This window comes from Pseudomonas sp. B22(2017) (assembly GCF_002113105.1).
In the GTDB taxonomy this organism is placed as follows: Bacteria; Pseudomonadota; Gammaproteobacteria; order Pseudomonadales; family Pseudomonadaceae; genus Aquipseudomonas; species Aquipseudomonas asiatica.
The window spans coordinates 1-18,803 of sequence record NZ_NEJN01000001.1 but is presented as its reverse complement, the minus strand read 5'-3'; the positions used below and the strand labels follow the sequence as shown (position 1 = coordinate 18,803).

General features: G+C 61.7%; 17 protein-coding genes. 8 read left to right on the top strand and 9 right to left on the bottom strand.

Annotated elements, in window-relative coordinates; genetic code table 11:
• Nucleotides 1-51 precede the first annotated feature (51 nt).
• The gene (pstS, locus tag CAG18_RS00080) at nucleotides 52-1,083 is read right to left on the bottom strand and encodes a phosphate ABC transporter substrate-binding protein PstS (protein WP_003259756.1); all 1,032 of its coding nucleotides are present in this window, start codon (nucleotides 1,081-1,083) and stop codon (nucleotides 52-54) included.
• 289 nt (nucleotides 1,084-1,372) lie between these two features.
• On the opposite strand from pstS, the gene CAG18_RS00075 reads away from it, so the two are divergent.
• Nucleotides 1,373-1,750, top strand: coding sequence for a hypothetical protein (locus tag CAG18_RS00075; RefSeq protein WP_015270021.1), 378 nt, complete (start codon nucleotides 1,373-1,375; stop codon nucleotides 1,748-1,750).
• Between the two features lie 101 nt (nucleotides 1,751-1,851).
• Here CAG18_RS00075 and CAG18_RS00070 read toward each other — a convergent pair whose 3' ends face one another.
• Nucleotides 1,852-2,085 (bottom strand): hypothetical protein, encoded by a 234-nt coding sequence (locus CAG18_RS00070; protein WP_003259758.1) that lies wholly within the window; start codon nucleotides 2,083-2,085, stop codon nucleotides 1,852-1,854.
• 245 nt (nucleotides 2,086-2,330) lie between these two features.
• On the opposite strand from CAG18_RS00070, the gene CAG18_RS00065 reads away from it, so the two are divergent.
• The 4 genes from CAG18_RS00065 (at nucleotide 2,331) to CAG18_RS00050 (ending at nucleotide 7,414) form a co-directional block, all read left to right on the top strand.
• Nucleotides 2,331-3,206, top strand: coding sequence for a universal stress protein (locus CAG18_RS00065; protein WP_085719657.1), 876 nt, complete (start codon nucleotides 2,331-2,333; stop codon nucleotides 3,204-3,206).
• A 371-nt stretch (nucleotides 3,207-3,577) separates the two neighbouring features.
• Complete coding sequence (locus CAG18_RS00060) at nucleotides 3,578-4,804, top strand: MFS transporter (RefSeq protein WP_085719655.1); 1,227 nt, start codon at nucleotides 3,578-3,580, stop codon at nucleotides 4,802-4,804.
• A gap of 301 nt (nucleotides 4,805-5,105) precedes the next feature.
• The gene (locus CAG18_RS00055; RefSeq protein ID WP_080604860.1) at nucleotides 5,106-6,947 is read left to right on the top strand and encodes a potassium transporter Kup; all 1,842 of its coding nucleotides are present in this window, start codon (nucleotides 5,106-5,108) and stop codon (nucleotides 6,945-6,947) included.
• A 146-nt stretch (nucleotides 6,948-7,093) separates the two neighbouring features.
• Nucleotides 7,094-7,414: a hypothetical protein gene (locus CAG18_RS00050; protein ID WP_015270018.1), complete on the top strand. Its 321-nt coding sequence runs from the start codon at nucleotides 7,094-7,096 to the stop codon at nucleotides 7,412-7,414.
• 108 nt (nucleotides 7,415-7,522) lie between these two features.
• Here the strand turns inward: CAG18_RS00050 and CAG18_RS00045 are convergent, their stop codons facing one another.
• A complete protein-coding gene (locus CAG18_RS00045; RefSeq protein ID WP_085719653.1) occupies nucleotides 7,523-9,148 on the bottom strand; it encodes a methyl-accepting chemotaxis protein in 1,626 nt (541 codons plus the stop codon).
• Nucleotides 9,149-9,401: 253 nt separating this feature from the next.
• Between CAG18_RS00045 and CAG18_RS00040 the strand changes: the two genes are divergently transcribed.
• Together CAG18_RS00040 and CAG18_RS00035 are read left to right on the top strand one after the other, a co-directional pair.
• Nucleotides 9,402-9,800, top strand: a complete 399-nt coding sequence (locus tag CAG18_RS00040) for a tetratricopeptide repeat protein (RefSeq protein ID WP_085719651.1) — start codon at nucleotides 9,402-9,404, stop codon at nucleotides 9,798-9,800.
• A gap of 189 nt (nucleotides 9,801-9,989) precedes the next feature.
• Nucleotides 9,990-11,234, top strand: coding sequence for a DUF1835 domain-containing protein (locus CAG18_RS00035; protein ID WP_015270015.1), 1,245 nt, complete (start codon nucleotides 9,990-9,992; stop codon nucleotides 11,232-11,234).
• A 208-nt stretch (nucleotides 11,235-11,442) separates the two neighbouring features.
• On the opposite strand, the gene CAG18_RS00030 is transcribed toward CAG18_RS00035, so the two are convergent.
• Nucleotides 11,443-12,990 carry a PLP-dependent aminotransferase family protein gene (locus CAG18_RS00030; RefSeq protein WP_085719650.1) on the bottom strand — a complete coding sequence of 516 codons (1,548 nt, stop codon included), beginning with the start codon at nucleotides 12,988-12,990 and terminating at the stop codon, nucleotides 11,443-11,445.
• 78 nt (nucleotides 12,991-13,068) lie between these two features.
• Here CAG18_RS00030 and CAG18_RS00025 point away from each other — a divergent pair, with 78 nt between their 5' ends.
• Nucleotides 13,069-14,745, top strand: coding sequence for an NAD(P)H dependent flavin oxidoreductase family protein (locus tag CAG18_RS00025; RefSeq protein WP_143492612.1), 1,677 nt, complete (start codon nucleotides 13,069-13,071; stop codon nucleotides 14,743-14,745).
• 214 nt (nucleotides 14,746-14,959) lie between these two features.
• Here CAG18_RS00025 and dapA read toward each other — a convergent pair whose 3' ends face one another.
• From dapA to CAG18_RS00005, 5 genes are all read right to left on the bottom strand, one after another.
• Entirely contained in the window at nucleotides 14,960-15,826 is an 867-nt protein-coding gene (gene dapA, locus CAG18_RS00020) for a 4-hydroxy-tetrahydrodipicolinate synthase (protein WP_061550797.1), read from the bottom strand.
• A gap of 121 nt (nucleotides 15,827-15,947) precedes the next feature.
• A complete protein-coding gene (locus CAG18_RS26995; protein ID WP_023661540.1) occupies nucleotides 15,948-16,100 on the bottom strand; it encodes a hypothetical protein in 153 nt (50 codons plus the stop codon).
• A gap of 103 nt (nucleotides 16,101-16,203) precedes the next feature.
• Nucleotides 16,204-16,461, bottom strand: coding sequence for a PAAR domain-containing protein (locus CAG18_RS00015; RefSeq protein ID WP_039613302.1), 258 nt, complete (start codon nucleotides 16,459-16,461; stop codon nucleotides 16,204-16,206).
• The gene (locus CAG18_RS27195) at nucleotides 16,458-17,273 is read right to left on the bottom strand and encodes a DUF6708 domain-containing protein (protein ID WP_256573324.1); all 816 of its coding nucleotides are present in this window, start codon (nucleotides 17,271-17,273) and stop codon (nucleotides 16,458-16,460) included. The genes CAG18_RS00015 and CAG18_RS27195 overlap by 4 nt, the downstream gene beginning before the upstream one ends.
• Nucleotides 17,270-18,803, bottom strand: a 1,534-nt coding sequence (locus CAG18_RS00005) for a T6SS effector BTH_I2691 family protein (RefSeq protein WP_305879968.1), incomplete at its 5' end; no start/stop codon positions are given. The genes CAG18_RS00005 and CAG18_RS27195, both read right to left, overlap by 4 nt.

Here is an 18,803-nt window from a genome sequence, read left to right as displayed (position 1 = left end):
GCAAACACACCCGGCATGGCCGCCAGACCACACCGGGAGCGCCTGGGCGTGTTACTGAATGTTGGCCGACGCTTTGCGTACCTGATCGACAACCGACGCTGGCAGCGGGATGTAGCCCATCGAGTCGGCGATCTTCTGGCCTTCGGTCAGGCTGTATTCGACCATTTCGCGCATGGCCTTGGCCTTGGCCGGGTTACCGTTGTCCTTGCGGAAGATCATCCAGGTGTAGGAGGTGATCGGGTAGGACTTGGCACCGTCCGGGTCAGGCAGCCAGGCCACCAGGTTCTCCGGCATCTTCACCGCAGCCAGCGCCTCGGCACCGCTCTCGGCGTTCGGCACGACGTATTGGCCGGCCTTGTTCTGCAGTTGGGCGAAGTCGACCTTGGCCAGCTTGGCGAAGCCGTATTCGATGTAGCCGATGGCACCTGGGGTCTGGCGGACGGTGGCGGTTACGCCATCGTTCTTCGGCGACTTGATGAACTTGTCGCTGGCCGGCCAGTTGACGGTGTTGCCTTCACCCAGCGCTTGCTTGAAGTCAGCGTTGATGGCCGACAGGTGCTTGGTGAATACCGCAGTGGTGCCGCTGGAGTCGGCACGCACGACCACGGTGATCGGGGTGGCGGGCAGTTTCAGCTCAGGGTTGGCCGCGACGATCTGCGGGTCGTTCCACTGGGTGATCTTGCCGAGGAAGATGTTGGAGTACACATCGCGTGGCAGCTTCAGCCCTTTGGGGTTGCCTGGCAGGTTGTAAGCCAGGACGATTTCACCGGCGGTCATTGGCAGCAACTGCACGCCTTCGCCGACCTTGGCGATTTCTTCGGCTTTCATTGCCGAATCGCTGGCGGCAAAGTCGACGGTCTTGTTCAGAAAGTCCTGAACACCCGCCCCGCTCCCCTTGGACTGGTAGTCAACGGTGACACCGTCGGTTTCCTTGCTGAAGGCCTTGAACCAGGTCAGGTAGATCGGTGCCGGGAAACTTGCGCCGGAACCGGTCAGGCGGATGTTCTCTGCGGCAAAGGATGCCGAAGTGGCGCAAAGAGAAACGGCAACGGCGAGTGCAGCAGATTTCATCAGGCGTATCATCGAAAAGCGCTCCGTGTGATGGCCGGCACACTTTGCAGCAGCAATGTTACAGCTTTGTGACCGATGAATGGCAGGCCGCACGGTAGAGCCGTCTGGCGGCGCCATCACGGCAACATCAGGGGCCAGAGCCCTGGAGTGGTTCCTGTCTCAACCCTACGGCTTCGATGTGTCGATTGAATGACTGCTTCCGGCAGGCAGCAGGCTTCGTGGCGCCGCTCGTCGATTACCGGGCACTCGGGCGTTGCCGCGGCATTCAACCGCACATGCAAAGCAGACGGGAGTGAGTGCCATGCCACGCGGCGACAAGGACAAATACACCGACAAGCAGAAGCGCAAGGCCGAACACATCGAGGAAAGCTACGAGCAAAAAGGCGTGCCCAAAGAGCAGGCCGAAGCGCGTGCCTGGGCCACCGTGAACAAACAGTCCGGTGGAGGCGAGAAGAAAGGTGGCTCGGGTAAGGCTACATCCTCCAGCGAGAAGAAAACTGCCCGCTCGGACTCGGCCAAACGGGCGGCGAAGTCGCGCCAAGGTCATTCCCGCACATCGGGCAGCTCCCTGGAAACCCAGAGCAAGCAAAGCCTGATGAAGGAAGCGCGCAGCAAAAACATCAAAGGGCGCTCCACCATGACCAAGGCACAGTTGGTGGAAGCGCTCAAGCACGCATGACCGCAAGCCCTGAACCGGGCGCAATCCCTGTGGGAGCGGGCGTGCCCGCGAAGAACGCAATGTGATGCATGGCACCGGCTACGCCGGTGTCCGCCACAGCATCAACCATTCCCGGCGATATCCGCCGTGTCGGCATCCCGGCAACTGTTGCGGGATGCGCATACGAATTCCGCCTCGGCACGTGTGGGGTAGTTGAGGGTCAGGCGCAGCTTTTCCTGTGTGTCATAAAGGTCATAGCCCTCCCCTAACGTTGCGGGAAAGCCAAGACTACGCGGGTAAATCTCTTTCTTTAGCGGCACAGCGGGAACCACAACAAAGCGCATCTGCATGATCATCCCCCTCCCGGCAGTCTCTTAGTATTAGTACTGCTACGGGAAAGCATCAAGTTGACTCATGCAAACAATCGCAATAGCCCTGCGAGCCTATCAGCCGAAGTGCTCCCTTGACGCACGTCAAGCCGCTGGGCCGGGTTCGCGCGACGATGGCTGCCAGCAAGGAACGAATCGAAAACCGCCATGCGCATTGTGCTCAAGGCCATCGCCATCGAGCACTGTGCGCGACCTTGGATAAGGAGTCCCACATGAGCCACCTGAACCACGTACTGGTAGCAACCGACCTGTCCACCTCCGCCCGCAACGCGGCAGAGCGCGCTGCGCACCTGAGCAAGGCGCAGCAGGCATCGCTGGACCTGCTGTACGTTGCCAACCCGGCCCCCTTCGAGCGCTTGAAGCAGCTGGTCGCACCTGGTGATGATCTGCTGAAGCGCGTGCTGGATACCGCTGGCGAAAAAATCCGCGCACTGGCTGCAATGCTGTTCCAGCGCCATGACATCGCCGCGGGCGTGCAGGTCGCGCACGGCTCGGTGACCACGGAGATTACCCGTGTGGTGCAGGATAAACACAGCGACCTGCTGGTATGCGGGGCGAAGGGCCAGAGCGTGGCGCGGCGCCTGCTGCTGGGCTCCACGGTGCAGAAGATGCTGAACCGCATGCCCTGCCCTTTGCTGGTGGTCAAGCAGGCGCCACGCGATGCCTACCGGACCTTGCTGGTTGCAGTTGATTTTTCGCCTTCGTCACTGCGCTCCATCGAACTGGCAAAAGCCATTGCCCCACAGGCCGAGATCATTTTGTTGCATGTTTACGAAGCGCCGTTCGAAGGCAGCATGCGTTTCGCCCACATCGACCATGAGACCCTTGCACACTACCGCAATGTCATCCGCAAGGATGCGGTCCAGCAGCTCGCGGCCTTGAGCGAAGCCGCCGGAGTGGCAGATGCTCGGCAAATCGTGGTGCATGGCGACCCTGCCTGGCGGATTGCCGAGCAGGAACAAGAGCTGGAATGCGACCTGATCCTGGTTGGCAAGCAAGGGGAAAGCGCGCTTGAAGAGCTGCTGATAGGCAGCGTCACCAAGCATGTGCTGAACGAATCCCAGTGCGATGTGCTGGTATCGCCATAAGATGCATGTGATGTGGAGGACACGTGCCTGTCCTTCGCGGACAAGCGACTCATTGGTTAAGTGAGGTTTTGTAGGAGCAGCCTTGTGCTGCGAAGAGGCCGGGACAAGCAATACAAAGGCTTTGTCAGTACCGGCCTCTTCGCAGCACAAGGCTGCTCCTACAATGGACGCTTCAAACGAGCGATATTTGTTCTCTGCGCTCCCATCCAACAGCGGGCGCTCTGCGCAAGGCGTTTCATCGATTGCGCTGATGATTACTATCGAGCGACCCGCATGTTGGCCAGGCGAAACCGCCCCCTATAATCCCCGGCAAATTTCCCCCGCTCCTTGCGCCTGCTTCAGGCGACATCCCTCTCTTGGAATCCAATACCATGCCAAGTGCCAGCCAGGCCCCTCGTGGCCTCCCCGAACATGATCAACAAAGCGTCAGCCAGCAGTGGCTGGCAATCCTTTCGGTCGCCGTCGGCGCTTTCGCCCTGGTGACCAGCGAGTTCCTGCCGGTGGGCGTACTCAACGATGTCGCTAGCGACCTTGGCATCAGTGCAGGCCACGCCGGCCTGATGGTTACCCTGCCCGGCATCATGGCCGCCCTCGCTGCCCCGCTACTGTCGGTGGGCATTGGCGCTCTGGACCGTCGCTACCTGCTGATCGGGCTGACGCTGATCATGATCATCGCCAACGCGGTAGTAGCCTACGCCAGTGACTTCAACCTGCTGCTGTTCGGCCGCGTGCTGCTGGGCGTGAGTATCGGCGGCTTCTGGGCGACGGCCATCGCCCTCAGCGGCCGCCTGGCACCGAAGGGCGTGGGCGTAGCCCAGGCCACCTCGATCATCATGGTCGGCGTAACCCTGGCCACCGTGCTGGGCGTGCCGGTAGGCACCTGGTTGAGTGGCCTGATGGGCTGGCGCATGACCTTCCTGATAACCGCGCTACTGGGCATACCGGTGCTGCTTGCGCAGATCCTGTTGCTCCCGCGGCTCAACCCGGACAAAGCCATTGGCATCAGCGACCTGCCGGCCCTGTTCATCAACCGACAGGCGCGGGTTGGCCTGATCGCCGTGTTGCTGATCGGGCTGGCGCACTTTGCCGCGTACACCTATGTCGCCCCCTTCTTCAAGCAAAGCTCCGGCTTCGATGGGCCTACCATTGGCTCGTTGCTGCTGCTTTATGGCGTGGCCGGGGTATTCGGCAACATCTTCGCCGGTTTCGCCGCCAACCGCAGCGTACGTCACACCCTGCTGCTGGTAGCGCTGATGATCGGTACCAGCACTGCGCTGTTCCCTCACTTCGCCACCGGCATGACCGGTGCCGCGATGCTGATCGGGTTGTGGGGCTTCGCCTTCGGCGCGTTCCCGGCCTGCGCCAGTATCTGGATGTTCGTCGTCGCGCCCAAGGATGTCGAACGTGGCATGCCGCTGTTCGTTGCCATGTTTCAGGTGATCATTGCACTGGGCTCGTTCTTCGGCGGTCGGATCGTCGACCAGCTGGGCAGCTCGGTGTTGCTGAGCCTGGCCACGGCCCTGGTGGGCTGCGGTTTCGCTACGGTGCTGGTGCTGGGGCGTAACGTCAGCAACAGCCTGGCGGCGCAACCTGGCTGACCAAACCATCGCCGGCAGGCCAGCTCCCATAGGGACCACGTAAACTCTTGAAGTCTGCGCTGTACCTGTGGGAGCTGGCCGGGCCGCAAAGCGGCCCCGAATTGCTTGACTGACAGGTATTGGGGCGCTGGCTGATTTTTTACGCTCTTTTTACGACTGAGCCGGCAGACAGAAGGAATACTGGGCGCGCGATGCTCAGGGATGGCATGCATTTATACTCGCCAGTCCAGAGAAACCTTTCGTGAGCCAGTCCACCGTCATCGCAAATCAATCCCTTCCCGCCAAGTCCAACCCTGTCGGCATGCTCGTCGCCGCTGTCGGCGTGGTGTATGGCGACATCGGCACCAGCCCGCTGTACACCCTCAAGGAGGTGTTCGCCGGGCACTATGGCGTACAGGCCAACACCGCTGGCGTACTCGGAGTGCTGTCGCTGGTGTTCTGGTCGTTGCTCTGGGTGGTATCGCTCAAGTACGTACTGTTCATCCTGCGTGCCGACAACCAGGGCGAAGGTGGCATCATGGCCCTGACCGCCCTGGCGCATCGGGCGGCGGCGCCCTACCAGCGCCTGGGCAGGATACTGGTGCTGCTCGGCTTGTTCGGCGCCGCGCTGTTCTACGGCGACAGCATGATCACGCCGGCGATTTCCGTGCTATCGGCCGTCGAGGGCCTGCAACTGGCCTTCGACGGTATCGAGCATTGGGTCGTGCCACTGTCGGTGGTGGTGCTGGTGGCCCTGTTCCTGATCCAGAAGCATGGCACCGCGCGCATCGGCATCCTCTTCGGGCCGATCATGGTGCTGTGGTTCGTCGTGCTGGGTGCACTGGGCCTGCACGGCATCGTCCAGCGCCCGGAGGTGCTGCAGGCACTCAACCCGCTCTGGGCAGTGAAGTTCTTCGTGCTGCACCCGGGCATGGGGGTGGCGATCCTGGGCGCAGTGGTGCTGGCGCTGACCGGCGCCGAAGCGCTCTACGCCGATATGGGGCACTTCGGCCGCAAACCCATCGCCCGGGCCTGGTTCCTGCTGGTGCTGCCCGGCCTGGTACTGAACTACTTCGGCCAGGGCGCGCTGATCCTCGGCGACCCGCAGGCAGTGCGCAACCCGTTTTACCTGCTGGCGCCCGAATGGGCCCTGCTGCCCATGGTCGGGCTGGCCACGCTGGCCACCATTATTGCGTCCCAGGCCGTGATTTCCGGTGCGTTCTCGCTGACGCGCCAGGCCATCCAGCTGGGTTACGTACCGCGCATGTTCATCCAGCACACCTCCAGCGAGGAACAGGGGCAGATCTACATCGGCATGGTGAACTGGGCACTGATGGTTGGCGTGGTGCTGCTGGTGGTCGGCTTCGAGTCGTCCGGGGCACTTGCGGCAGCCTATGGCGTAGCCGTGACCGGGACCATGCTGATCACCACACTGCTGGCTTCGGCAGTGGTGCTGTTGCTGTGGAAGGCACCACGCTGGCTGGCGGTGCCGATGCTGCTGGCATTCCTGCTGGTCGACAGCCTGTATTTCGCCGCCAATGCGCCGAAGATCCTCCAGGGCGGTGCATTTCCGGTGATTGCCGGCCTTGCACTGTTCACCCTGATGACTACCTGGAAGCGCGGGCGACGGATGATCGTCGAGCGGCTGGACGAAAGTTCGCTGCCGCTGGACCTGTTCATTACCAGCCTCAAGGCCCAGCCGCCTCACCGCGTGGGCGGTACTGCCGTATTCCTGTCCGCCAGGCCCGAGGCGGTGCCTCACGCCTTGCTGCACAACCTGCTGCATAACCAGGTACTGCATGAACAGGTGGTGCTGTTGACCGTCGTGTTCGAGGACGAGCCACGGGTCAACGCTGGCAAGCGCTTTGAGGTCGAGGAGTTTGGTGATGGTTTCTTCCGCGTGAGCCTGCATTTCGGCTTCATGGAGGAGCCCGACGTGCCGTTGGCGTTAAGCCGCTGTCAGCGTGCGGACCTTGAGTTCGGCCCCATGCGCACCACTTATTTCCTCAGCCGGGAGACGGTCATTGCAGGCAGGCAGATGGGCATGGCCCGCTGGCGTGAGCACCTTTTTGCCTTCCTGCTGAAGAATGCCAACAGCAACCTGAAGTACTTCAAGCTGCCGCTGAACCGGGTGATCGAGCTTGGCACCCAGGTCGAGATCTGAGCAGTCATGAAGCTTGAGGCTGCCAGGTACTGAAAGGGCCTGGCAGCCGCTTCGTCGAAAGGCTGCGCACTGCGGAACTTAAAAGGCAACCTTATGTCGTATCCGCACTCAAATTTCCCCCCTGCGCCTTCTGGAGGCGAACAAACATGAAAAAAACCCTGGTAGCCGTCTTTACCTGTGCCCTGGCGCTCGGCGCAACTGCATTGTTGCCTGCCGATGTCTCGCCGATTGGTTCCGCATATGCCAAAGGTAATGGCAATGGCGGTGGCAAAGGTGGGTTCAACGGTAATGGCGCCGGCTACGAGAGTGATCATGCAGGCAAGGCCACCCGCAACCATGGCGAGAGCGGCAATCACTATGGAAGCCTGCGCAATGATGACAACGGCCGTGGCACTACCCGGTCCGGCATTGCCCATTCCAAGGAACACAACAAGGCCGGGCGCTCCTCTTCGAAGCACGATCGATAACTGAAAGCACACATGGCGTGCGCTCGAACCGGGCGACGCGGTGGAAGGCACCGGCTACGCCGGTGTTCGCGGGCGCGCCCACTGCCACAGTCTGGTGCCCGCCAGACCTCAAACCCTGAACCGCGCCACCAACGCCGCCATCTCCCCCACCAACCCCGACAACGCCTTGCTCGCCTCACTGGTCTGCTGCGCCCCTGCTGCCGAGGATGTCGACAGCTCGCGAATGTTCAGCAGGTTGCGGTCCACCTCTCGCGCCACCTGGGCCTGCTCTTCGGCTGCACTGGCAATCACCAGGTTACGCTCGTTGATCTCGCCGATCGCACTGTAGATACCCTCAAGCACCTGCCCCGAGGCCAGTGTCACGTCCAGCGTCGACTGGGCACGACTGGTACTGGCCTGCATCGAGGTCATGGCCGCTTCGGTACCCGCCTGCACGCGCCCGATCATCTGCTCGATTTCCTGGGTCGACTGCTGCGTGCGGTAAGCCAGCGTACGCACTTCATCAGCCACCACCGCAAAGCCGCGCCCGGCCTCGCCCGCACGGGCGGCCTCGATGGCGGCATTGAGCGCCAGCAGGTTGGTTTGCTCGGACACCGAGCGAATCACTTCCAGCACCTTGCCGATGTCCCGCACCTGCCCGACCAGTTGCTCCAGGTGTGCGCTGCTGGCCTGGATCTCCCGAGTCATGGCCTCGGTGCCGTCGATGTTGTCGTTGACTTGCCGGCGGCTTTGCGCCGCCAGCTGGTTGGATTCGCTGGTGGTCTGCGAGGTGGTGATGGCATTGCGCGCAACCTCCTCGACAGCCGTGGTCATTTCGGTAACGGCGGTAGCGGCCTGCTCCAGCTCCAGGCCCTGCTGGCGCAGGTTGTTGGCGCTTTCCTCGGTGACCGTATTCAGCGCCGTGGCGGCTGCGTCCAGCTGCCTGGCACAGTTGCTGATCTGCCCCAGGGTGTCGCGCTGGCTCTGCTGCATGCGCTCAAGTTCATGGAACAGCTGGCCGATCTCGTTACTGCCCTGCCCCTGCACCGGCACGCTCAGGTCGCCGCCGGCAATGCGCTGGAAGTGCCGGCCAGCTTCACGCAGCGGGTGCAGCACGCGCTGGGCAATAAAGGCCCAGCACAGCACCGCCAACACCAACGTCACGCCCAGCAGCCCCAGACTCAGCAGTTGGGCGCGCGCCAGGCGCCGGTCGGATTCCAGCATGATCTGCTGACCGCGCTCACTCAATGCGCCGACCAGTTGCTGGCGCAAAGCCTGCAGCCGGCCCATTGCGTTGCCAGCGTCAGTGTTGACCTTGAAATACTGCTCGAGTGAACGTTGACGGGTTGCCTCACGCTGCCCGGCGACCGCCTTGGCATACTCGCCGTAGGTGGCCTGCAGTGCCGTTGCCAGTGCGTGCAGCGCAGGCTCGCGGGCGTTTTCGACAAACTCGTCCACCAGCTTCTGGCTCTCGTCGTTCAGCTCGACCGACAGCGCCATGCGCTTGTTGGCGCTTTCCTCATGACCACCCAGCTGCTCGATGAAGCCCGAGGACACATTGGCACTGGCGCGAATCGCCATCAGCAATGCATTGTTCAACCGGTCCGACTGGTGCGCGGTCTGGTCCAGTTCGGTGATCTGCTGGTCGCTGCCCACCGCCGCCCGCCAGGCACTGACGGTGGAAAACAGCAGGGTCACGCTGAACAGCGACAGCACCCAGAACATTCCGGTGCGGATCTTCAGGTTGGCAAGCATGGGGGCAGTACTCCTTGTTGGCACCACTTCTGGTCGATGATTCGACGGTGGGTGTGCTGCTATCGGAGGTACTGCCCCAGGCTTGAGGCGCCGGAGTGCGGTTATGGGCGGTAACCGAACAGATGTTGTCGAGGCACAGACCGGGCAACGGGCAACAAGCCGACCAGGCGGGAACTTCAACGTTCCAATTCGGTCGATAGCATCCCCTCGCCCTGCAACCTGGCCTGCCCAAGCCCTGCCGAGTCTTCCGCCGATGCCCAGCACACCTGTTCTGTCAGCCCTGCTCCTGTTGTTCAGCGCAATCACGGCTCAGAGCGCACTGGCCGGCGAACGCTACGCGCCCACGCGCAGCAACAATGCCTCGACGGTGCTGATCGAAACCGCCTCGCAACAGTATGCCGACGGCCAGCTGGACCAGGCGGCGGCCACCCTGGAGCGTGCGCTGCACATTCAGCCGAACAACCCGGCAACGCTGCACTACCTTGGCGTTTTGCGCCTTCAGCAAGGGCAGTATGAACAGGCCGAAACCCTGGCGCTTCGCTCCAACCTGCGTGTTGGCAACAATCACGCCCTGCGCAGCCGCAACCTGCAGCTGATAGAAGCCGCGCACAAGGCCCAGGGCTCGGGCATGCTGCCGACGGCTGCGCATTGACGGCGATCGGACGCTGCGCGTCAGGCCACCATCGACCTTCTTTGCACCCACGCGCATTACCCGGTAAAGTCGGCGCCAGGGCGCTGGCTGCGCCTGCGGTCCGCGCCAAGGGGTTTCCCGAGCCAAGCATCATCACATTCCCATACCAGCTCCCGGCTTGTCGGCGGACCGAGCCCCAAAGGAGTTGGCATGCCCGCCATCAATGCATCCCGCCACCACGGCCTGCTCGACCTGCCCGCCTTGCGCAAACGCGCCAAACGCTTGCTCACCGCCCTGAAAAACCACAAGGCCGACGACACCCGCGAGCAGCTACGCGCACTCGGCCTGCCTGGCCCTGACTACCGGCTTGCCGATACCCAATGGCTGGTGGCCCGCGAGGCCGGTTTTGCCAGTTGGCCCAAGCTCAAGGCCCATGCCGATGCCGTCGCTTTTGCGGCACGCCACCCTGGCTTCACCGCCGATGACGAGGCAGCCGTGCAGCATTGGCGCTGCGGCAACGACATCGCCCACAGCTTGCGCACGGCCGGTTTTGCCGGTGCCTTCCAGATGTTCGAGGACCCCATGGTCATGGGGCCGGTCTGCGCACTGCCCGAGGAGCAGTATTGGCAGGTTCGGGCCGCTTACATACAGCAGGCGTTCAACCTGAGCATCCAGGACGTTGAGCAACGCCAAGCGGCACAGCGCACCGCCCTGGCCGGCTTGAACAGCGACAGCAAGATCGTGCTGTGGTGCGAGGGTGACGCTTACGACCAGCTGTTCCTGATCCGCGTACTCGCCAGCCTGCCCAGCCTGCCGCGCCGCTTGGAGCTGATCGAAATCACCCAGGTACCTGGCGTCGAGCGCTTCATCGGTATCGGCCAGCTGGCCCCGGACTTGCTCGCCTGGCTATGGCCACAACGTCGCGCGCTGGGTGAGGACGTGCTGGCCCTGGCCCGCCAGACATGGGCAGCCTATACCGCGCCTGACCCAAGGGCCTGGGCTGCCCTGGCGGGCCTCCAGCATACGGCCTTGCCGTTGCTGGGCCGGGCCCTTGCGCGGCAACTTCAGGAACTGCCGGGGGCGAACGACGGCTTGAGCCTCACCGAACGCCTGCTGTTGCGCATTCTGGCCTCACGCGGCGAGCTGCCGGCCGGACGTGTGTTTGCCCAGTTGATGATGCAGGATGAACCGCTGCCTTACCTGGGTGACATGATGTTCCATGTTTTGCTGCAGCCCCTGATCCATGCACCGCACCCGCTGCTGCTGGAAGGCCCGGGCGAGTCTTGGGCGCAACGGCCGTTGCGGCTGACCGCACTTGCCGAGCAGGTGCTGGCGGGGCAGGCGCATTGGCTTGACCACAACCCTGCGCAGCGCTGGGTGGGTGGAGTGGTTATCGATGCCGCGGACAAGCCCTGGGTGGTCAGCGAACAAGGCGGAGTGTGGCAGCGCAAATAGCCCGCTCAAGCTTGATCAGGTAACGCGGTGGATGGCACCGGCAAGTCAGCTCTCATGGAACTACCCATAACTCATTGCATTAGCAGGGCCCCTGTGGGAGCGGCTTTAGCCGCGAACACCGGCGCAGCCGGTGCCATGCACCGCGTTGGGATCTTCGCGGCTAAAGCCGCTCCCACAGGGTACGCGGACCGCTTGCGAATTCAGTTCTCTACTCGACAGCGCAGCCCAAAGGGCTGGGTGATCGCCCACAGGGATTGCGCTGGACCGATGTTGCAATCGCCTTCGCCGCCTGCGCCAAACGTTGTGTAGCCAGCCGGATTTCATCCATGTCCAGCGAGGCAAACCCGAGGCGCAAGGCATTTTCCGCATGACCAAACGGCGAAAACTGCCGGCCACTGCGTACCACCAGGTCCAACTCCAACGCCTTGCCAACCAACTGATCCACATTGATCTCGTCAGCAAACCTCACCCACAGCGCCAGCCCACCTTCCGGCTCGCGCACGGTTACCTGCTCGCCAAAGGCATCGCGCAAGCAAACCAACAGGGTCTCTCGACGTCGGCGATACTCCCGGGTGACCCGACGCAAGTGCTTCTTCAGTTCGCCATCATTGATCAAGTCCGCCAGCATCTGCTGCATCACCGCATCGCCCTGCCCCAGGGTCAGCGTCGCCCTGCGTTCGAGCGCTGCGGCCACCTCCGCCGGCGCCACGATGAAACTGCAACGGAACGTACTGCCCAAGGACTTGGACAATGAGCCAATGTAGATCACATGCCGCTGCTGACGGTCGCTGGCCAGCGGCAGGTAAGGCCGCCCGGCGAAGTGGTACTCATGGTCGTAGTCTTCCTCGACCACGCAAAAGTCATGCTGCCGCGCCAGCTCCAGCAGCTGCTGTCGGCGCCCGGCAGGCAGGCTGACAGTGGTCGGGAACTGGTGATGGGGAGTGATGTACAGCATGCGCACCTGGTGCAGCCGGCACAGTGCATCGATCTGCTCGACTCGACAGCCCTCGTCATCCAGGTCCACGGTGACCAGCCGGGCGCCCAGCTGGCGGAAGATCTCCCACGCAGGCGGATAGCTCAGGCGCTCTACCAGCACAACGTCACCAGGCTTGAGCAGCACGCTGGCCACCAGGTACAGCGACATCTGCACGCCCTGGGTCAGGCAGATATGCTCGGCGCCAACGTTCAGGCTGCGATTGTGCCGCAGCATGTCGGCCAAGGCGCTGCGCAGGGAGTGGCTGCTGCACGCGCTGCCATGGCGCACGGTGTTGGCGGCAAAGCTGTTGCGCAAGGCATTACGGTAATAGCGGTGCAGAACGGTCTGCGGCAGCAGGCGGTGGTCACAGGCGCCGTTGTCGAAGAACAGCGCACCCGGCCGATCCTGCTGCGCGGCAGCCTGTTCGTTGGCCGCGAAGTAGGCAACGGCAGGCTCCTCCTGTAGCACCAGGGCAAAGGGCTGCGCTGCATCGGGCTCGGCCAGGGTGCCAGCCGCCAGCTGCCGACTGACGAAGGTGCCACGGCGCTGCACGCTTTCCAGCCAGCCTTTGGTCTCGGCTTCCTCGTAGGCGAGGATCACCGTCTTGCGATTGACGTTCAGCAGTTGCGCCATTTCCCGCGTGCCAGGCAACGGCGTACCGGGGCGCAGACGGCCCTCGGTGATAGCGGCTACCAGGCCCTCGACGATCTGCCTGTACGAGGCCTGCGACTGCGCCGCGTCGAGCTTGAGCAGCGGCTGCCATTTGCGAAGCTGGACCATGTGAATTAACCGAAACTGGAGGTTCTACTGGTCCTGGACTATAGCAACAATCGAACCTCCACTTGCCCCGAGGCGCCCATGCAGAACCGCCACGTCATTGAACTGTCGCCCTCGGGCAAAACCTTCGACGCCAACCAGGAACTGCTGCTCGATGCCATGCTCGCCAGCGGCCTGCCGGTACCCTTCTCCTGCCGCCGCGGCGCCTGCGGGTCGTGCAAGGTCAAGGTGGTGTCGGGGCAGTATCGGGACAAGCAGCGGACGGCAGACATGCCCGCGCCCTGCTACCCCCTGGCCGACGACGAAATGTTGCTGTGCCAGAGCCACGCCTGCAGCGACATGCGCCTGGAAATCCCCGACTGGTCCCTGGAAACCCAGGCGCTGGAAATCCACGCGCAGGTTCATGGCAAACGCGAACTGAGCGCCGATATCGTCGAACTGGTGCTTCAGCCTGCGCAGCCGTTGTCGGCACGGGCTGGCCAGTACGTACGCTTTCGGCTGGACAACGGCGATAGCCGCTGTTTTTCCATCGCCAACCTGCCCGACCGGGACCAGGGGAAACTGGTGTTTCACATCCGCAAGGTCAGTGGCGGCCTGTTTACCGAACTCCTGCTGCCAACCCTGCAAGCAGGTGACACCTTGAAACTGGAAGGACCGGTGGGTGCCTGCACCTGGCAGCACGAGGCCCAGCGCCCCCTGGTACTGTTCGCCACCGGTACAGGTTACGCCGGCATCAAGCCATTGCTGCTGACCGCCCTGGCAGGTGATGCCGAGGTCACGTTGTACTGGGGCGGCAGATCGGACGCCGACTTCTATGACCGTGAGTTTCTCGACCAGGCCAGCCGTGCACACGCTCACTTTCGCTGGCACCCGGTGCTGTCGGACCAGGCGCGCGTGCAGCAGGTGGCGCTGGCCCAGGCCCATCGCTGGGCCGACACCCAGGTCTATGCCTGCGGCAATGCCACGATGATCAGCCAGGTTCGCGAGCAGTGCCTCGCAGCAGGCCTGCAGCCCCATCGTTTTGTCGCGGAGGCTTTCGTTGCCAGCGGCACACTGGCGCCAGAGGCTTCAACAGCCAGCCCGTTGCACCCGGAGCTGGAAAAAGTCGGCCCACGCTACTCGCTGGACGGCATGCTCGCTGCCCGCGAGCAGTCGGTGCGGGCCGTTGCTGCGATAGCGAACCAGCTGAAAGTCGGCATGACCACTGCCCAGGCGCTGAAGATGGCCGCGCAAACCTTGCAGGCGATGGGTGCATCGCACACCTGGCACCCGACCTACATCCGCTTTGGCGACGACACCGTGCGCACGCCGCGCCAAGGCATTGATCTGCAACGTGTATTACGTACTACGGATATCGTCGTGGTCGACGTCGGCCCGGTATGGGATGGCTATGAGGGCGACTATGGCGACACCTTCGTGTTCGGCCAGCACGAGCTGCACCACGCCTGCGTCAAGGCACTGCATGAGGTGTTCGACGAAACCCGCCAGGCCTGGGGCCGTGGCCTGACCGGGCGCGAACTGTACGACTTCGCCGAGCGCAGTGCCCAGGTAAAAGGCTGGCAGCTGGAGCGCAACCTGGCCGGGCATCGCATCGCCGACTTCCCGCATGTGCTGTATGGGCAGGACAAACTGGCCGAGGTGGAAATCGTCCCGAGCGAAGTGGTGTGGGTGCTGGAGATCCAGTTGTGCCACCCTAGCGAGCCGGTCGGGGCGTTTTTCGAAGACATCCTGATTGGTGAGGCCAGGTCGTTCTCCTGAGGTGAAAATTTAGCAGGGGCCCGGTAGGAGCAGCCTTGTGCTGCGAAGAGGCCGGTACAGGCAACAGATACGAATTGTCAGTACGGGCCTCTTCGCAGCACAAGGCTGCTCCTACAAAGGACGCGCCAAGTGAGCGATATTTGTTTTCAACGCGCCAGCGCAGCTCAAAAGGCCGGGCATTCGTCAACAGAACAACAGCCCGGTAGGTACACCCTCAAGCGCCGAGCGAATCCACAACGCTTCGCAGCTTGCCCCGGGTCATCTCCGTGCACGCCTGCATGGGCTCTCGTAGTTCGTCGGTCATCAACCCCTGTAGCTGCAAGGCCGCCTTGACCACAGCCGGGTTGGGCTCGGCAAAGGCCATCTTCATCCACGGCAGCAACTGGTAGAACGTGCCGCGCGCGGCTACCCAGTCGCCATGGTCGACCTGCTGCAGCATGCGCACGTACAGGTCGGCCCGCACATGCGCCGAAGCCGAAATTGCCCCTGCGCCACCCAGGCACAGGTTGTTGAAGATCTGCACGTCCTCACCGGCCAGCACTTGGGCCTGGCCGTCCTGGATCAGGGCCATGGTGGTCTCGCTGTCGCCGCCGCAGTCCTTCACCGCTGCGATGCGCGGGTGGCGCACGATGCGGCGCAGGGTTTCACGCTCGATACGTACCCCGGTGCGGTAGGGTATGTCGTAGACGATCACCGGTACGCTGGCGGCATCCGCCACGGTGCTGAAGAACGCTTCGATGCCGGCCTGCGAAGGCCGGATGTAGCACGGCGCAGGGACCAGCAGCCCGCCAATCTCACGCCGCTGGATTTCAGCCTGGAAGGCCAACAGCTCGCGCAAGTTGTAGCCCGACAGGCCCATCACTACCCTGCCCGGCTCCACCCAGGCCAGCACGGCATCCAGCACGGCCAGTTGTTCGGCCTTGGACAGCGCCGCCGCCTCGCCCGTGGTACCGCATACCACAAAACCGGCCACACCCTCTTCGAGCAGCTTCTTCACCAGTTTTTCCAGGGCGGCGAAGTCGACTTCATTGGCGCGCAATGGCGTGACGAGGGCAATCCAGATACCACGGAAATTCGACATGCAAAAACTCCTGATGTTGACCGAAAGTCAGCGTCAGCAGGGCAGAGAGTCGAAGTGGTCTGGCAGGGATACCTGGCGCCTTCTGTCTCGTCAGCCCACCTGACGAGACAGCGCGCCTCGGTCAGATGAGCGGCTGTTTCTTGGATTTCTTGGCAACGGCAACGCACGCGCCTGCCTGGGCGATGAAGCCCGAAGCGAAAATGGCGTGGTTGGAAATGGACATGCCGGCAAGCCCGTTGCGTGGATATGGCTGGATAATGGTGGCGCGGCGCACTCGGTGTCAACACCGAGATAGCAAACCCATCCGGCTGCGCCGGTGTTCGCGGCCAAAGCCGCACAGAGATCTGTGGGCCCGGTCTTGTACAAGAGATATTTGATCAATCCAGCATCCACCCATCATCGCCCTCCTCCAGCACACCACCGTGATCCGTCCGGTCTCCTTTACGCGCCACAGCCGCGCCCTCGACCAGGAAATGCTCAGCCCCACTCTCGATCACGGCACCGCACGTGGTCCGATCCCCCACCCTGGCAACCGCCCTGCCGTTGAAGATGTACGTTGCACTGCCGCTTTCTACCTCGTTGATGCCATGCAGCGGACAGACATGTCGATGGCCTACAAGTACGACAGGATTCATTGGGCCTCTCCTTCTGATGGCCCGGTGCGAGATTCACGGTCTATCTCCTCTGGCCAATTAACCTTGGGTGCCAGGCAATGCATGTGGCTCAGGCCATCGTCATCGTTCCAGTCACGGGGTGGGTGCACGAACTTCGGCAGGGCTTCGGGGCCTTGCTGCATGAATAGCCGGGCGATGGCCCAGTAGGCTTCACCGTGGTACAGGTCGTGGGTGAAGAAGACGCGGTCGATGACTTCGTTGGTTTCCGGGTTGCGGACCGACAGCATGACGTTTTCGATCAGCCCACCGTGGCCGGGGGCGTAGACTCGGTAGACTTCGGCGGTTACGTCGTCCCAGTTGTAGGCGACCGGTTTGACGCCCCAGTGTTTGCGGCTGAACAGATAGATGTAGTGGAATCTGAATTGATAGAGATAAATCTTGCGTCGCAGGCGATTGAAGCGAATGGGTTCGTCCCGCGGGAGCAACAGGTCCATTTTTACATATGTCGCAGTAGCCGACATGCCAATCAAAATCGCTAACGATGCGAGGATGTCAACGCCCCAATTATTCGACCAGTAGATACCAAAAAACCTCCAATGCATGTAGATTAATGCACCCACAGAAAAAACCAGAATTGCCCCCCCTATCAGCACTGCGACACCACGCAAACTGACAGTAGATCGGGGAAGCTCCAGGAACACATCATCACAGTAGTTTGGTGGTGGATCTATATCTTCAAAGCTTGAACGCGGAGCTTCATCCGAACTGACACCAGGCAGATCATGACTCCAACACAGAGCTCGCTCCGAAAGGACCCTGGGCTTAGTTTTCATTCGTTAGCTTCCTTAATGCAGACCTCAACATATGCGTCTGGCAGCCTTCTATCCGGCCAATAACTTATCAGCAGTGTCGCGGCTCTAATGGTATGCGACCCAATCGTAGCCATCAGACTCACAGCACCCGTAATTTCTAGCCAAGACATATGCGGCTCATTTTGGCTAGGCGACCGTAGTATTTTTTCAACTAAAATATCACTCTTATAATCGGGCAACCTCGGCTGAAAAAAGTCATGGAATGTTGCCGCTTTGGTAAGCGCCTCGGCTCGAACAGGTTGGTACTCATCAAGAACGACAGCCTCTCCGCCACTGAAGTCGGGGAAGGTTCCGTCACCATGACGATGTACCACAAGCGTCAAACGATAGGCCGAATGCTCATCACGGTATTTGGGCAATATGGTTTGGAATTTTAGTTTTTGCTCTAGCTCCAAGCTAAGCAAGCCACCAATCTTAGAAGTGGTCGGGTCGCTTAAACGCTTGGATTCGAAATGAACCGCCGTATATACGCCGAGCGTGGCGGCATTCAGCTCTGCAAACGCTATATCTGCATATTCAGGTGTCTTCCAAGACACGACCGGATTTTCATCGTTAGTTCCAAAGCAGCAGCGTCGCACCCAGCACTCTAATGCATTAGATTCGCTTTTTTCAGCTGACTTGGCAAATGCGTAAGCGATGAGAGCCAGTACGATAGCCAGACCTAAAGGCCCTAACAGGACGGGTTTGAATATTGCGTAGACAAACATGCCAGTTGAAGAGACGGACACAAGACCTGCACTAAAATAATTCCTCGCTGCTAGGTTGTCCCCAGCTGCTCGTGCACGTTTAGCAGCAGAAAATGCTTGTGCCGTATCCAAAACCCCCGTTATTGCACCTATCATCGCACCGATTTTTATCAGCGATACTCCAGCTTCTGAGGCGCCCCTAGCCCACGATTTTCCAGTATGCTTAGTACTTGAGCTCAACAAGAGCCCAATTAGCTCGATACTTCCTCCCAACACTCCCAAGTACGATCCTTGCAACGCCAACCTGGCCTCATGCGCCTTGGGCCCGATCTCCGTTTCCGCCTTTTCCTGATTCCTGCCCAGGCTGTCCTGCTGCAGATACAACCCGCCTATCGCCAGCAGGACTTCCCAGCTGCCAGCAATCCCGCGCAACCCGGAAAAACCGGTTTTTACCAATCGGGCCGCCTGCTGCGACGTGATCTTCATCCCCTGCAATAATTTGCGCGCATCGGCTTCCAACGTCCCTGCCGCCACCGAGATATCCACCAAGGCAAGCTGCGCCGCGCTGCTCGCCTGGGTCACGCCCATGCTGGCCTCCTTGAACAACCGCCCATGCACTTCCTCAGCCTTGCCCTCGACCCACACCGTCACGCTGATCATCGAGTTGGTGAACCGTGGATCGAGCACGGCCAGGCTCATCAGCCCGTGCTGGATGATCGGCCGCACCTTGCGCATGGCCTTCATCGAGCCAAACTCGAAGTCATCGATATTGCGGCGCATCCGGTCCCGCGCCTCGGCGATCGAC

Excerpts from the sequence above, each read along its gene's own strand:
- CAG18_RS00055 (WP_080604860.1), top strand. The coding sequence starts at position 5,106 with ATGCTCGTCGCCGCTGTCGGCGTGGTGTATGGCGACATCGGCACCAGC.
- CAG18_RS00030 (WP_085719650.1), bottom strand. The coding sequence starts at position 12,990 with ATGGTCCAGCTTCGCAAATGGCAGCCGCTGCTCAAGCTCGACGCGGCG.
- CAG18_RS00015 (WP_039613302.1), bottom strand. The coding sequence starts at position 16,461 with ATGAATCCTGTCGTACTTGTAGGCCATCGACATGTCTGTCCGCTGCAT.
- CAG18_RS00060 (WP_085719655.1), top strand. The coding sequence starts at position 3,578 with ATGCCAAGTGCCAGCCAGGCCCCTCGTGGCCTCCCCGAACATGATCAA.
- dapA (WP_061550797.1), bottom strand. The coding sequence starts at position 15,826 with ATGTCGAATTTCCGTGGTATCTGGATTGCCCTCGTCACGCCATTGCGC.
- CAG18_RS00035 (WP_015270015.1), top strand. The coding sequence starts at position 9,990 with ATGCCCGCCATCAATGCATCCCGCCACCACGGCCTGCTCGACCTGCCC.
- CAG18_RS00070 (WP_003259758.1), bottom strand. The coding sequence starts at position 2,085 with ATGATCATGCAGATGCGCTTTGTTGTGGTTCCCGCTGTGCCGCTAAAG.
- CAG18_RS00075 (WP_015270021.1), top strand. The coding sequence starts at position 1,373 with ATGCCACGCGGCGACAAGGACAAATACACCGACAAGCAGAAGCGCAAG.
- CAG18_RS00040 (WP_085719651.1), top strand. The coding sequence starts at position 9,402 with ATGCCCAGCACACCTGTTCTGTCAGCCCTGCTCCTGTTGTTCAGCGCA.
- CAG18_RS00065 (WP_085719657.1), top strand. The coding sequence starts at position 2,331 with ATGAGCCACCTGAACCACGTACTGGTAGCAACCGACCTGTCCACCTCC.
- CAG18_RS00050 (WP_015270018.1), top strand. The coding sequence starts at position 7,094 with ATGAAAAAAACCCTGGTAGCCGTCTTTACCTGTGCCCTGGCGCTCGGC.
- pstS (WP_003259756.1), bottom strand. The coding sequence starts at position 1,083 with ATGATACGCCTGATGAAATCTGCTGCACTCGCCGTTGCCGTTTCTCTT.
- CAG18_RS00025 (WP_143492612.1), top strand. The coding sequence starts at position 13,069 with ATGCAGAACCGCCACGTCATTGAACTGTCGCCCTCGGGCAAAACCTTC.
- CAG18_RS00045 (WP_085719653.1), bottom strand. The coding sequence starts at position 9,148 with ATGCTTGCCAACCTGAAGATCCGCACCGGAATGTTCTGGGTGCTGTCG.
- CAG18_RS27195 (WP_256573324.1), bottom strand. The coding sequence starts at position 17,273 with ATGAAAACTAAGCCCAGGGTCCTTTCGGAGCGAGCTCTGTGTTGGAGT.